This window comes from Paenibacillus cellulositrophicus (assembly GCF_009363095.1).
GTDB classification, from domain to species: domain Bacteria; phylum Bacillota; class Bacilli; order Paenibacillales; family Paenibacillaceae; genus Paenibacillus_AQ; species Paenibacillus_AQ favisporus.
The window spans coordinates 1,832,442-1,847,131 of sequence record NZ_CP045295.1; the positions used below are offsets into that span (position 1 = coordinate 1,832,442).

Annotated in this window: 11 protein-coding genes; 2 read left to right on the forward strand and 9 right to left on the reverse strand. The window is 55.7% G+C overall.

Annotated elements, in window-relative coordinates; all coding sequences use genetic code 11:
• Nucleotides 1–32: 32 nt before the first annotated feature.
• Both GCU45_RS08410 and GCU45_RS08415 read right to left on the reverse strand, forming a co-directional pair.
• On the reverse strand, nucleotides 33–1,052 hold the full coding sequence (locus GCU45_RS08410; RefSeq protein ID WP_152398610.1) for a Gfo/Idh/MocA family protein: 1,020 nt from the start codon (nucleotides 1,050–1,052) through the stop codon (nucleotides 33–35).
• A 41-nt stretch (nucleotides 1,053–1,093) separates the two neighbouring features.
• On the reverse strand, nucleotides 1,094–1,867 hold the full coding sequence (locus tag GCU45_RS08415) for a sugar phosphate isomerase/epimerase family protein (RefSeq protein ID WP_116234211.1): 774 nt from the start codon (nucleotides 1,865–1,867) through the stop codon (nucleotides 1,094–1,096).
• A 138-nt stretch (nucleotides 1,868–2,005) separates the two neighbouring features.
• Between GCU45_RS08415 and GCU45_RS08420 the strand changes: the two genes are divergently transcribed.
• Nucleotides 2,006–2,824, forward strand: a complete 819-nt coding sequence (locus GCU45_RS08420; RefSeq protein WP_105446150.1) for a helix-turn-helix domain-containing protein — start codon at nucleotides 2,006–2,008, stop codon at nucleotides 2,822–2,824.
• A gap of 96 nt (nucleotides 2,825–2,920) precedes the next feature.
• On the opposite strand, the gene GCU45_RS08425 is transcribed toward GCU45_RS08420, so the two are convergent.
• The 7 genes from GCU45_RS08425 to GCU45_RS08455 form a co-directional block, all read right to left on the reverse strand.
• Nucleotides 2,921–3,793 carry a carbohydrate ABC transporter permease gene (locus GCU45_RS08425; RefSeq protein WP_152398611.1) on the reverse strand — a complete coding sequence of 291 codons (873 nt, stop codon included), beginning with the start codon at nucleotides 3,791–3,793 and terminating at the stop codon, nucleotides 2,921–2,923.
• 17 nt (nucleotides 3,794–3,810) lie between these two features.
• Entirely contained in the window at nucleotides 3,811–4,686 is an 876-nt protein-coding gene (locus tag GCU45_RS08430) for a carbohydrate ABC transporter permease (protein WP_089548390.1), read from the reverse strand.
• Between the two features lie 28 nt (nucleotides 4,687–4,714).
• A complete protein-coding gene (locus GCU45_RS08435; RefSeq protein WP_152398612.1) occupies nucleotides 4,715–6,040 on the reverse strand; it encodes an extracellular solute-binding protein in 1,326 nt (441 codons plus the stop codon).
• A gap of 97 nt (nucleotides 6,041–6,137) precedes the next feature.
• Nucleotides 6,138–7,712: a response regulator transcription factor gene (locus GCU45_RS08440; protein ID WP_152398613.1), complete on the reverse strand. Its 1,575-nt coding sequence runs from the start codon at nucleotides 7,710–7,712 to the stop codon at nucleotides 6,138–6,140.
• The gene (locus GCU45_RS08445) at nucleotides 7,693–9,522 is read right to left on the reverse strand and encodes a cache domain-containing sensor histidine kinase (RefSeq protein WP_152398614.1); all 1,830 of its coding nucleotides are present in this window, start codon (nucleotides 9,520–9,522) and stop codon (nucleotides 7,693–7,695) included. The genes GCU45_RS08440 and GCU45_RS08445 overlap by 20 nt, the downstream gene beginning before the upstream one ends.
• A gap of 382 nt (nucleotides 9,523–9,904) precedes the next feature.
• A complete protein-coding gene (locus tag GCU45_RS08450; protein WP_152398615.1) occupies nucleotides 9,905–11,725 on the reverse strand; it encodes an ABC transporter ATP-binding protein in 1,821 nt (606 codons plus the stop codon).
• Nucleotides 11,718–13,472, reverse strand: coding sequence for an ABC transporter ATP-binding protein (locus GCU45_RS08455; protein ID WP_420819904.1), 1,755 nt, complete (start codon nucleotides 13,470–13,472; stop codon nucleotides 11,718–11,720). Before GCU45_RS08455 ends, GCU45_RS08450 begins: the two co-directional genes overlap by 8 nt.
• Nucleotides 13,473–13,757: 285 nt before the next feature.
• Here GCU45_RS08455 and galU point away from each other — a divergent pair, with 285 nt between their 5' ends.
• A complete protein-coding gene (galU, locus tag GCU45_RS08460) occupies nucleotides 13,758–14,666 on the forward strand; it encodes a UTP--glucose-1-phosphate uridylyltransferase GalU (protein WP_152398617.1) in 909 nt (302 codons plus the stop codon).
• Nucleotides 14,667–14,690 lie beyond the last annotated feature (24 nt).

Genomic DNA, 14,690 nt, shown 5'->3' on the forward strand with positions numbered 1-14,690 from the left:
AGGACCCCAAGGTCCTCTCTATTCCATGCTTGTTACAGCTTCACGATTTTGCCTGTGTCCTGCGATTCAAACGCACCCAGGATGACATTCAGGGAGCGCAGACCTTCTTCGCCGGAAATTTGCGGCGGCGTGTTGGTCAGGATCGATTCCACGAACGCGTCGATGACGCCGCTCGGTACTTGCTTTTCGTTCGTCGCCATGGCGCCGACCTTGTACGTTTCCACAGTGCCGTTGGTCAGCTCGACGATAACCTCGTCGCCTTCAACGGTTCCGATCTTCATGCAGCCGTTTTCGCACCAGAGCACCGTACCGTTGTCGCCGGAACGGTAGTGCGTCCAGCTCGCCATCAGCGTGCCCACAGCTCCGCTCTTCATGCGCACGATGCAGGTCGCATTGTCGTCCACGTCCGTACCTTCTTTATGTACGGTACCGATAAAGCCGGCGACTTCCACGACTTCATCGTTCAGCAAATAGCGGATGAAGTCGGATTTGTGCACGCCGAGGTCGCCCATAGCGCCCATGATCGCTTCATCTTTGCGGAAGAACCAGCTGTCGCGTCCGTCGACGCTCCAGCTTTCCGGACCACCGTGGCCGAAAGACGTGCGGAACGTCAGCACTCTGCCGAGCTTGCCGGAATCCAGAATTTCTTTGGCCTTCACGTGCGGAGGCATGAGGCGCTGATTGTGGCCCACCATCAGGAAGACGCCGTTTTTGCGGGCCGCTTCGATCATCTGCTCCCCTTCTTCCTTCGTGGTCGCCATCGGCTTTTCCACCAGGACGTGCAGCCCGGCATTCGCTGCATCGATGCTCATCGAAGCGTGAAGGTAGTTCGGCGTACATACGCTGACTGCGTCAAGCTTCTCGTTCTTCAGCAGTTCCTTGTAGTCGGTGTATGCTTTGGCACCATACTGTGCCGCCACTTCTTCAGCGCGCTCCTTAAGCGGATCCGCAAAAGCAACCAGCTCCACATCCGGGTTCGCTGCGTATTCAGGAATATGTCTGCGCTGGGCGATGGCGCCGCAGCCGAAAACCGCTACTCTAATTTTACTCATGGATACAAATCTCCCTTTCTTCGGCTCTGATCTTCATTAAATTAAAATTGGTTCAGGTAGTTCTGTTTCAGCCAGTTCATGCTGTTCTCCACACTTTGCAGCGGAGGATTCTGGCACACGTCCTGCTCGACGATCAGCCACTGCGTACCAGCATCGGTAGCGGCCTGAATGACGCCCGGCAAATTCACGTCCCCTTGACCAAGCTCAAGCGTCTTCATGTTGCCTTCGGCATCCCTGCTGAAGTCCTTCAGGTGAAGGAGCGGCAGGCGTCCGGCATATTTCGGGATATAGGTGAGCGGATCCTGTCCGGCAAACTGTACCCAGCATACGTCCATTTCCACTTGAACAGCTTCAGGCGAAGTGGAGGAATACATGGCGTCGAATACAAACTCGCCGTCAATCTTGTCCGCGAATTCAAAATCGTGGTTGTGATATCCGAAGGTCAATCCTTGTTTGCGCGCCTCGGTACCCACTTCCTCCAGGAAAGCAAACAGTTCCTTCCACTGCTCGATGTTCTCCCGGTCTTCCGGTGCAACGTAAGGACACATCATGGTTGTCGCGCCGATCGTTTTCAGGTAATCAATCTCTTTCTGCAGGTCGGCCCGAAGCAGATGCAGGCCCACATGGGCGCCGATCGCTTGAAGACCGAGCTCTTGAAGAAGCGTTTTCATTTCTTCAGCAGGAATGTCACCGTATCCGGCAAACTCTACACCTTCATACCCAAGCTCAGCCACTTTGCGAAGCGTTCCCCGGAAATCCTTAGCCGTTTCATCACGAAGCGTATACAATTGCAAGCCAATGTTCAATTTTTTCATAAAAAGGGCACCTCGTCTCCCAATAAAATGATTGCTCTATCTGCTACTATCATACATGCAAGTAAGCTAAAATGAACATAAACAATATGATTGCAACATGAACTATTTGCTTGTTTTTTTGAGAAAGGGGAGTACATGATGGAAGCCAGACTGCTGATTTGCGATTACTCCTACCATTTCCAGCAGTTCAGCAACAGCCACCGCGCGGGCTTGACGACCTATTTGTTCCGGCTGCAGACGGAAGGATCCTGCACCGTATTCTGCAACGGCACCGATTACCATGTCGAAGGCGGGGACCTGCTGCTGCTGAAACCGGGAGACGAATACGAGCTTATGGTGCATGAGGATGCCGGCGGGGGACGCGTCTCGAGCGGGGATTATTTTCTGTTTTGCGAAGGCGGCTGGATCGATGCCTGGTGGAGCCGGATGAGCCGGCCGGTCGTCAGCCGGATTGGCAGCGACGATCGCCTGCTTGGTCTGTGGAGGCAGCTGCTGCTGGAAAAAAGGCGCGGCCTGGAGGGGGAGAACGTGGAGCTCACCGGTTACCTGCTGCGAAGCTTGTGCCTTTGCCTGGACCGGGCCATCACGGAGACAAAGCCGGCGAACCGCACCGCTTATACCGCGCTGAGGCTGAAGCGTTTTGTCGAGGAGCATGCCACCGTTACCTTTAAATTGGAAGAAGCCGCCGCCCATGTCGGTCTGAGCCTGTCCAGAGCTGTGAAAATCTTCAAGGAGCAGTACGGCAAAACGATGATCCAATACGCCTTGGAAATCCGGCTGAACGCCGCCATCGAACGGATGAAATACAGCACCATGACCCAGGAGGAGATCGCTGAAACTTGCGGTTTTGCCAGTTATTCATACTATCACCGCGTGTTCCGCAGCACCTACGGGATGTCGCCGGCCCAATACAGGGAGAGCTTCGCTCCTGATGCCAAGCCGCAGCCGGACAAATAAACGGTCATAACCAAAAAGCAACCCGCCCGGTATGAACCGTTGACGGATTGCCTGATTTTACGCGAGCAGATCGTTTACGATCTTTGAACATCCACCCTATCCTTTGGTGGAGCCGGCCACCATGCCCTTCATGATTTTCTCCTGAAGGATCAGATAGATGACGATCGTTGGAAGCACCGCGATGGCCATCGCCCCCATCGTCAGGCTGTAATCCGTGCCGAAACCGTCCGAGAAAAGGGACAGGCTGAGCGGCAGCGTCTTCAGCGCCTGCGTGTTGATAAAGACGAGTGCGAAGGAAAAATCGTTCCAGAACCGCAGAAACGCCAGAATCGAAATCGTTGCCACGATCGGCGTGCAGAGCGGGAGGATCATCCGGCCGAATATTCCCCACCATCCGCTGCCGTCGATCATCGCCGCCTCTTCAATCTCTTTCGGAATCGAGGACATGTAGGCCATGGACAGAAACACGGCGATCGGCAGCTCAAACGCTGTATAGGGCAGAATGAGCGCACCGTAGGTGTCGAGGAGTCCCATGTTTTTCATCATGATAAACAAGGGAACCAGCGTGCTGTGGATCGGAATCAGAAGCCCCACCGTAAACAGCACGACGACGACTTTTTTTAACGGGAACGAAAATCTCGACAGCACATACCCCGCAAGCACGCTGAGCAGAATAGTCAGGATAACCGCCGAGACCGTAACGACCGCGGAGTTCAGCATTGCCCTTCCCATATTCCCCAGATCCCACGCCCTTACCAGGTTTTGCGCCATCCACTGTTTCGGCAGCCCGTACGGATTGGCAAAGAAATCCTGGTTTGTTTTAAAAGCGCTCGTAAACAGCCAGTACAGCGGATACAGCGTAACGACGGCATACGCCAGCAGGATCAGCTTGCCGAAGCCGGCCAGCCCTTTGAAGACGGCTCTTTTTCCCGTGCCGCTCCGGGAAGCGGCTGTAATCGTTGCATTCATCCTTGCTTCTCCTCCCCTCAGCTGCTTTTACGGCGCGTCGCCAAATAGTTCAAGGCGATCAGCACCGCGCTGACGATCATGATCATGGTGGACACGGCCGAGCCGTAACCGTACCGGTAAACGCTGAACGTGCTGTTGTACATGTACGTCGCCAGCAGCTCGGTTGACCGCGCCGGCCCCCCGCCTGTCATAACAATGACATGGTCGAAGGCTTTCAGGCTTCCGGAGATGCATAGTACGATCGTGACGACCACCGTCCCCCAAATGATGGGGAGAGTGACGTGAATCAGCTTGTTCCAGCCGGCGGAGCCGTCGATTTTGGCTGCGTCGTGGATTTCGGGTGAAATATTTTGCAGCGCTGCGACGAAAATGACCAGGTAAGGGCCGATGTTCGCCCAGTTGATCGGAATGGATATGGCCAGCATGTTGACCTTCGGGTCGGACAGCCAAGCCCGGGTCCAGGAGTGGAGGCCGAGCAGATCCAGCACATGGTTCGCAACCCCGAACTGCGGGTGATAAATGTATCCCCAGATAAGGCCGACCACGACGGTTGACAGCACCATCGGCATAAAAACGGCCGAACGGACAAACCGGGAGAACAGCGAGTTCTTGAACAATACGATGGCCAAAACGAGCGCGACCGGAACCTGGCCGACGATCGACGATACGACCAAGATCAGATTGTTGCGCAGCGCCCGCCAGAAAATCGGATCCCGGAACATCTCCTTATAATTGTCCAGCCCGATGAATTTGGCGTCGCCAAAGCCTTTCCAGCTGAAAAACCCGTAATACGCCGACCAGAACACCGGAATAATGACGAAGATCAAAAACAGCAGAAGCGCCGGAAGAAGAGCTAGCGCTATGAATCCTTTACTTCTCATCGCTGTTGGCATGGCAGCTTCCTCCCTTTCATGTCCGTCATTAAGGCGCGGCCGACCGGGCCTGCGCGTCCTGCAGCTTCTGTGCGACGCCTTCTACGGAGCCGCCCATCATGATTTCCTGGAGGCCGTTATTAATGACCTCGGCCGCTTCCGCCGACAAATAAGCATCATAGACCGGCGTGACTTCGGTCGATTTGACGAGGTTGAAGGCTTTATAGTAGAGGGAAGTTACCTTAGACTTGTCGATATCGGTGTCGTACATCACCATGGAGTTGCTCTCGGCGATCGCTTTCTGGGCATCCGGCCCGCTGACCGCATAAATCAGCTCCAGCGCCAATTCCCTTGCTTTGCCTTCCGTCCGGCTGCTGAGCGCAAGTCCGCCGCCGGCACCGCCGGAAATCGTGCCTGCCTTCCCTTTCCCTCCGGGGATTGGCGGCAGCACCGTCACTTCGATATCCTTCATCTGGTCTTCCGTAGAGGATGCCGCCAGGTTCGTGAGCGTCCAGGCGCCGCTGATCATCATCGCCGCGTTCCCCTGTATGAAATACTGCTCAGCCTGCGTATTGTCGATGCTGTTGGCGCCGTCCTGGAACGCCTTGTGATCCACCAGCTCCTTAAAATGACCTAGCGCCTGGATGAATTCCGGATCAGTGAATTTGGCCCCTTTCTGCGCAGCGGCGTTCTTGAACCATTCCGTTCCCGTTACCCGGTCGGCGAGCGAACCGAGAATCGTGGACTGCGCTACCCACGGGGCTTTGTTGCCCAGCGCAATCGGGGTGATGCCTTTGGCGTTGAATGCGCTGACGGCCGTCATCATTTCATCCCACGTAGTCGGGACTTTGACGTTGTTTTTTTCGAACAAGGCCTTGTTATAGTACAGGATTGAGGTGGCCGACATGCCCAGCGGAGCCGAATAGATCTGTCCTTGCTCGAACTCATACGGTTCAAAAGCGCCCGGCAGGAACTTGTCCTTCCAATCCGAATGCGCGTCAAGCACCTCCGTAATCGGCTGAAGCAGCTTGGCCTGATACAGCTCGGAGGACTGGCTGCCCGCGTAGACGAAAAATACGTCCGGCATCTCATTCGCCGCGGCAACCGTGCTCAGTCGCTGGCGGTAACCGTCAGGCGGGATGGCCTGGGCGTCGAGTTCCACCTCCGGATGGTCTTTGGCGAACTGCTCGATGAAGCTCCGGACCGATTTGGCCCGCAAATCATCCCCGGCAAAATTGTGCCAGATCGTCAGTTTCACTTTCTCCTGACCGCCCGCGCTTCCCTCTGCCTGCTTGCCGCTCTCCCCGCTGCCGCAGGCGGCAAGGAGCATCGTCATGAGCAGCAGAACAATGCCTAATTTGCGTGTTTTTTTCATGGTCATCCCCCTCTGATATAAATCTTAAGTTCAATCAGCCTTGCGATGATTAGCCCAAGTATAAAAGAGGATGAACGTCTCCCACAGGGGATAGAATTCAGTCAAGGGAGGGACAAACTTCAGCACTTGCCCGATATTCCGAAGGGGTCAGACCGGTGAATTTCTTGAACAGGCGATTAAAATACTTCAGGTCTTCGTAACCGATCTCGCCGGCGACCTCGCTGATTTTGGCCGGCGTTTCCCGCAGGAGCCTCATCGCCTTGCGAAGTTTCGCCTGCGTGACGTATTCGAGATAGTTGCGGCCGGTCTCCCGCTTGAACAGCTCGCTGAAATAGTTCGGGTTCATATGGACGTGCTTCGCCACCTGCTGCAGCGACAGGCTTTGGTCCAAGTGGTCGTGAATGTAAGCAATGGCCCGTTCTACCGGACTGGACGCCGATACCATCCCGCTGTACTGCTGCATGATCTGTTTCAATTCATGAACCATGATCCGTTCTGGCCACTTGGTCAGCTCGTAGATATCGAATGGAGTCCCTGAAGGAAGCGGACTGGAGTAACCGATCGAAGCGGCGGCCCGCTCCAGCCACCGACGGGCCGAGACAAGAATGGAATGAAGGTAAGCCTGCATCGATCCTGGCGTAGCCTCGGGGTCCAGCATGATCCGTTCCAGCAAATCCGTAATCCAGGACTGCAGGCGGGACGTGTCGCCCGCCCGGAGCAGGGCAAACAGCCCGGTTTCTTCCTCCACCGTGCATACCGTCCGGATGCCCCGGCGGGAGGCTACCTCTTCATACCGTATGCGCCGTTCTGCACGCAGCAGCCATGCATAGGAGCCGGCCTCCGCTGCGGCAGCTAAGGCACCGGGCAGGTCCTGGAGCTGGGTGAACGGCAGCCCGCCGGCCGCCGTGACCCGGCAGCCCAGCTCAGCCTCCACATGGCCCAGCACCGGCCTCATGCGGCTCCAGTCGTCCTCGCCCCGGCTTTTTACCAGAAGAAGCAGTGCACCGTTCCATTCGAGCCATGCGCATGGCAATCGTTCAGCCAGCCGGCTGCCGACGATGCGGTATACATCGCCGTCCGGGCGGCTGCCGCTCTCCCCCGAGCTGGAGGAATGGACCGACAGCAGCCAAATCCGGAGCACCGCGAGCCCGTCAGCATCGGGCCGAAGGTCGGGGAACCGGTCCCAAAACTCGGCTTCGGTTCGGGCATCGGGTGCGGATCCCGAAGCCAACAGTCTCCTTAAGAACCCGCGGTTCACGATCGTCTGCTGGACCCTGCCGCCCTCCTCGTTCCGCCGGCGAACCTCCAGCCGCTCCCTGGCCTTGGCCGCGGACTGGATGATTTCCCCCGGTCTGCTCGTCTTCAGCAAATAGTCGCTGACTCCTTCGCGCATCGCCTGCTGGGCATAGGCAAACTCGTCGAATCCTGAAATGATGATGATTTCGGTATCGGGGAACTGCTTTTTCACCTCCCTGGCCATATCGATACCGCTGAGCCCCGTCATCCGGATATCGGTAAATATAATTTCGGGCTGCTCATCCGGAATCCGCTGCAGCGCTTCTTCGGCGGAAGCGGCCGGCTCCAGCACCGTAAAACCGTTCTCCTCCCAATTGACCACCGTGCTTAGCCCGTTTCGGATAATCACTTCGTCATCAACGATCATAACCTTCATCTTCGTTCTCCCCTTTGCTTGATTCTTCCCGACTCCACTCCTTTGGCTCCTGCACGATCGGGATCCTGAATGTTATCCGCGTGCCCGCTCCTTCCGCACTCTCCACCTGAAGTCCGGCATCCCTGCCGTAATGCAGCGCCAGCCGCTTGTTGACATTGCGCAGCCCGTAGCTCCCGCCGGTAACAGTCCCCTGCCCGTAGGCCGCCGGATGCTCCGCCAGCCGGTTCCGGAGCCACTGAAGCCTCTCTTCGGGCATTCCGATCCCGTCGTCCTCAACGGCGAAATCGAGGAACCCCCCGCTGCGTTCCACCGCAATCCGGATCATGCCCCGCCCGTCTCGGCCGAGCAGGCCGTGAAGGATCGCATTCTCCACCAGTGGCTGAAGCAACAGCTTAAGCATCGTTAGATGGTGCAAACTCTCAGCCGCATCGACCCGAAAATCGAATTTGTCGGGATACCGGATCGACTGGATATTCATGTAATGACGGACATGCGTGATCTCCTGCAGCACCGTGCAGTATTCCTGACCGGCATTTAAGCTGAACCGCAGAAAATCGCTCAGCGAGCCGACCATCTCGGCGATCTTGGCACCGTCCTGATTCATCAGCGCCAGCCATTGCACCGAGGAGAGGGTGTTATACAGAAAATGCGGGTTAATCTGCACCTGCAGCGCATGCATATCGGCTTCCTTCTTCAGTGATTCATTGCGCTTGACCTCATCGGCGAGCTTCACGATCCGCGAAGTAAGCCGGTTATAGCTGATAATCAGCTGACCTACCTCGTCTATCGTTTTGACCGGCAGTGCAGGCAGAGGTTCTTCCGGCCTGGCGTTTCTGAGGAATTTGGTGAGCGCGGAGAGCGGGTTAGTTATTTTTTGAATCAGAAAAAGAACCAGAATGATGACAAACAGGATCGCAGCGGTGACAGCGACAGCCGTAAGCCTTAGAAAATACTGGTTTTGCGAGCTGTATTCCGCAGCCGGTATGATCCCGACAAGCTTCCAGCCCACGCTGGACATCTTTTTATACAAAATCGTCTTCTTGCCGCTCCCCTGCCCGTAGACCAAATCCCCGCTCTGTCCCTCAAAAGGGCCGATCGAAGGATAATAAGTGTCCAGCGCAAGATTCGTTTCCATATCCGGGGGGCCCGCGAGAATCCGGTTGTTCTCGTCCAGCAGCAGCACGAAGCCCGTTTTTTCCAATGCCACCTGCCGGACCTGGCTGGCGATGACCCCCTGATCCAGATTGATCTGCAGGTTTCCGATCGGCTTGTATTTATCGGTGCTGCGGATCGGTCTTGCCAGCGTGATCATCTTCCTCACCCCTTCAAAGGTCCACTGCCGGTGGACCGAAGACCACCATTTGGGATGCTCGGCATAATAATCAGGATCCCTCTCCGTGACATCCTGGAACTCTGACCGCACCAGCGACTTATAGGAGATCGAGTCCTTGGCCCCAAGCGGCTCGATGATGATGTTCGCGATATAATCTTTGGAAAAGGCGAGGCTTGTCAGAAAGTTGATGACGGCGGTCTGCTGCACATAATTGCTTTCAGAGCTTTTTAAATAGGACTGCACGCCTTCGTTGCCGATCAGAAAAAGCGAAATGTTCTCAACGTCCTTGACCATCGTCTCCAGATAGACATCCAGCTGCCTGAGATTGTTCATTCCGGAGGTTTTGGCTTTTTCCTCAGTCAGGCTCTCGGCCATTTTGTAGGAGAAAATGCCGAGGAACAGCAGCGGAACCAGCGCGGCCAGAATAGTGAGCAAAGACAGCTTATGCTTCAAGGATGTTCCGAACCAATGCTGCATATGAGCCCTCCTACGTCGGTTTATGAAATGATTATGTAATATTATATAACATTGAAAACGCTTGCTCATAGACCAATTGGCTTTATCAAAGAGATTCATGTTAGGTTTATTCACTATCTTAGAAGATCACTAGGTCTTAAGTAAATGGTTAAAAAGTCGCAGTATAATCCGTTTCGCATCTAAAAACTCGTCGGTTGAGGGAGTATTTCACGCGTCAGAGCCTGCTCCCAGAGGAACGCCGTTACTACAGCTATGATCCGATCCCGTTACGCTGGAAGCCTCGTTTTTCTGTTTGCAAAATAAAACGGGGAAAGAGCATCGCTCTCTCCCCGTTTCTATACATCCGGCTCAGCCGGCCTCCAGTCGGCCCCTGCATTCCAGGTTACTCTTCATCAGCCGCCTGCCTTGCATGATTGTACAGCTGCTCATAGTATCCGTGCATGGCCAGCAGTTCGTCATGGGTGCCTTCCTCAATCGCCCGGCCGTCTTTCATCACCAGTATGCGGTCGGCGTGCATGACCGTGGACAGCCGGTGGGCGATCACCAGCGTCGTCCGCCCGGTAGACACGTTCGCCAGCGCGCTTTGCACCAGCTGCTCCGTATGCGAATCCAGGTTGGCGGTCGCCTCATCCAGGATGAGGATCCGCGGCTCAAAGACCATGATCCGCGCGAAGGAGATCAGCTGCCGCTCCCCGGCTGACAGGCCGCTGCCCCGCTCCGATAGGAGCGTGTCGTATCCGCCGGACATCCGCATGATCATGTCGTGCGCGCCGACGAACCGGCAGGCATCCATCACCTTTTCACGAGAGATGTCCTCCTGAAACAGCCGGACGTTATCGAGGACGGTTCCCGCGAACAGATAGGGCTCCTGCTGGATCAGTCCGACGAGACGGTGGAGCTGCTGCTGCGGAATATCGCGGATATCCGCCCCGTCGATTTTGATGCTGCCGGAATTAACGTCATAGAACCGGTTCAAGAGGCTGATCATCGTGCTCTTTCCCGCTCCCGTCGTTCCGACGATGCCGACCATCTCCCCGGGCTTCAAATGGAGGTCGAGATGGGGAATGACCGGCTTGGATTCCGAATAGCCGAAAGAAATGTGATTGAAGTCGACCCGGCCGCGGGCTTCGGACAAGCGCAGCCGGCACGTTTGGTCAGGCTCCGGGTCCTTCACTTCGGGCTCGGTGCTGAATATTTTCCAGATCCGGTCCATCGATACGGTCGTCGACTGGAACGTGTTCCACTGCATCGTGATCTGGTTGATCGGCTGGAAAAACTGCCGGATGTAGCTCGTAAACGCGTACAGAACGCCGACGGCCATATGCTCATGGAATACCGCCAGTCCGCCCAGCCAGACGACCGTAACGAGGGCGACGTTGCCCAGAATGTCGAAGGTCCGGTTAAACAGCACGTTGGCGCGGACCTCCCTCATGTTCGCTTCCCAGTAGCTCTGGTTATTTTCGTTAAAACGCCGGGTCTGTTCCTCTTCTTGGCGGAACGCCTGAATCAGCCCCATCCCGGACAAATTCTCCGCAATGAATCCGATTAACCGCGACAAGCGGCTCCGGGTTATCTGGTACGCCTGGCGTAGATAGCGGCGGAACAGGAAAGCCACGAGGCCGATGACGGGCAGGACGATCATCGAATACCAGGCCAGCGTCGTATCGAGCTGAAACATAAAGACAATGATCAGTACGAGCGTCATGCCGTCGCGGATCAAGCTGAGCAGCACCTGTGTGAAAAACTGGCTGATCGTCTCCGTGTCGCTGGACACATTGGTCACCAGACTGCCGCGGTGCACGCGGTCGAAATAGGACATCGACAGCTTGGAAATATGCTGGAACAGGTCCTTCCGGATCCGTGCCACGATGCTTTGACCCGCGTACTGCAGCAGGTTATTCTGCAAATACGTGAATAAGAAGCTGACGATCGAAATGCCGAGATAAATGCCGGCGATCGTGGCGATATAACCCATGTCCCTGCCGCCGACAGCCAAATGATCGTCGATCACGATCTTGACCAGATACGGCTGAAGCAGATCGGCGGAAATGCCGAGGATCGCGCAGACAAACACGCCGGCAAAAGCCCACTTGTGCGGTTTGCCGTAAGCCAGTATCGCCCTGAAGGCTTCAAATGATTTTTTCTTGTCCGCTGCATCCTTTGCTTGCGTTGCCTTGAGGGCAGCGGCTGAAGAATTAGGCATGCTGCAGTCCCTCCTGTTGAATCCGGTATAAAGATGCATATGGCCCGTCCGGACAGGCCATCAATTCCTCATGGCTGCCTCGCTGGACAATGCGGCCTTGATCCAGCACGATGATTTCATCGGCATGCTGGACGCTGCTGATCCGGTGCGCGATAATGAGCGTCGATTTGCCGCTGCGCTCCCGGATCAAATTGCCGAGGATGCCCGATTCCGTCATCGCGTCTACGGCGCTCATGCTGTCGTCGAGAATCAAGAGCTCGGGCTTTTTCATCAGCCCTCTCGCCAGACTCGCGCGCTGCCTCTGACCGCCGGACAGCGTAAGTCCCCGCTCGCCGAGCCGGGTCTCAAATCCCGCTTCAAAGGAGTTGACGCTTTCCAGCAGCAAAGCCTGGGCCGCTGCCTCGCGGATTTGCTCGATGCTGGCGGAGCGGTCGCTGAAGGCGATATTGTCGGCGATATCCGTGCTGAACAAGAAGCCGTCCTGCGGCACATAGCCGATCTTGCGGCGCAGCGACTCCAGGGTCACACGGGTAATATCTTGGCCGTTCACCTGAATGCTGCCGGCCGGGGGCTCATAAATGCGCAGAAGCAGCTTTGCCAGCGTCGATTTGCCGCTGCCGGTGCGGCCGATGAGCCCGACGGTGCGACCTTCCGGAATGGTGAAGCTGACGTCCTTAAGCGCTTGTTCTGACGTCCCCGGATAAGAGAACGTCAAGTGGTCCACGGCGATATCCCCGATGCGGGCAAGGTCCGAAGCGTCGTCCTTGTCCCTCACACTCGGCACCCGGGCCAGCAGCCGGTTGACGCGTTCCAGGGAGGCTCCCGAGCGCTGCATCATGTTAATCACGTTGCCGATCTGCTGCAGCGGTCCCGTCAGCATCCGGAGGTAGAAGGTCAGCGCGACGAAGCTTCCAAGGGTCATCCGGCCCTGAATCGTCATATATCCGCCGACCAGCAGCGAGACGACAAGGGATAACGCCCCCAAGAACGGAAGCAGCGCCTGGAACAAGGATGACATCCTCACCAGATGCAGCTGCGCGCTGCGCACCCCGTCCACCGTCTCGTCAAACCGGCGCTGCGCCGTCTCCTCGATGGCGAACGTCTTCGTGACGCGGATGCCCCCGATTTGCTCATCGGCGGATTCCGTCATCGTGGCCAACCCTTCCTGCACATCCATCGACCGGTTCCGGATGCGGGGACCAAAATAAATGACCAGAAACGGAATGGCGACCAGCGGGCACACGCTGACCAGAATCAGAGTTACCGGTATACCTGTAACCAGCATCATGACAACACAGGAGATGACCATGAACACGGCGTTGGTCGTCTGCGTGACTCCGAATGAAATCGCTTCCCGAACCGAAGTCACGTCGTTCATGACATAGCTGAGCAGCTTGCCGGTTCCCTGTTTGGAAAAAAAGTCCTCACTGAGGCGGGAAAACTGGGCAAAGATCTGGCCCCTTGTCAAAAATTCGAACCGCCGGCCGAGACGCATAATGGTAAACTGCCCTAAGCCGAACAGCACGCCATAGGACACGGCGATCCCCAGCAGGATCAGGCTGTAGCGGATGATGTCCTCGCGACCGATCGAACGTTCCTTCAGTCCATCCGTCACCTTACCGAGAATCTGCGGCAGCAGCGCTTGATCCACGTTGGACAAGATGATCAGGATAACGGCGGTCAGGTAGAGAAGCGCATTTTTCTTCAAATAATTGGTGAGCAGTTCGAAGCTTTTCAAGAGTTCCATTCCCTCCTTTGGTTTCAATTGAATTGATATTTCATCATTACCCGCTTCCGACCCATCCATTAAAATATACCACAGAAAAAAAAGATTGGGCTTTTCCCAACCTGGCAGAGCAGCGAAAAAACCGTGTCCCGGAACGGATAAATTTTTTTTGGAGTCTTACTTCTGCCTGCAAAAAACCGGCCGTCCATTAATTTTGCCGCACTGGATAAATGTCCACGATCCGCAGCTCTCTTCGGCATAAGATGACAGTATGCGAAATTGCTATCAGCAAAGGAGGAGGACCGCTTGAAGATTCGTAAAGCGATCATTCCGGCAGCCGGTTACGGAACGCGGTTTCTTCCCGCCACCAAAGCAATGCCCAAAGAGATGCTGCCTATTATCGATAAGCCTACCATCCAGTTTATTATCGAAGAAGCCGCGGCTTCCGGGATTGAGGAAATTTTGATCGTGACCGGCAAAGGCAAAGAGGTGATCGAGGATCACTTCGACTCGGCGCTGGAGCTCGAATATTATTTGGAACAAAAAGGCAAGTTCGAGGAACTCCGCAAAATCCGGGAATTTACCGGCATTGTCGACATCCACTATATCCGCCAATCAGAGCGTAAAGGTCTGGGGCACGCCATCGGGGTAGGGCGCAAGTTTATCGGAAACGAGCCCTTTGCCGTCCTGCTTGGAGACACGTTTTTTGACGCTGATCCGCCGTCGCTAAAGCAGCTTATGGATGGGTATGACCGGCTGCAGACGACCATCGTAGGCGTGCAGAGCGTGGCGGCTGACAAGGTATCGAGCTACGGCATCGTCGACGCCAAACCGCTGGTCGATTCGTTTGCGTATGTGAACCGGTTGGTGGAAAAACCCGCGGTCGATGCCTCTCCTTCGAGGCTGGCCATGGTGGGCCGTTACATTTTGACTGCATCCATTTTCGATATCCTGGAAAACCAATCCCCGGGAGTTGGCGGCGAAATCCAGCTGACGGACGCATTGAATCAATTACTTGTCAAAGAAGCGATTTATACCTGCGAGATTAAAGGCCGCTGGCATGACGTCGGTGATCCGCTGGGTTATGTGAAGGCCATTTTGGCACTGACGAAGCAAAGAGCGCAACTGAAGCAACACCTGCAGGACGAAATGAGCGAGCTGTTAAAAGAGGACCCGCAATTACCGGATTCCGGTTCCGGTGATCCTGCGCCGTAAGCCCAAGCTTCACCCGCCTGCCTT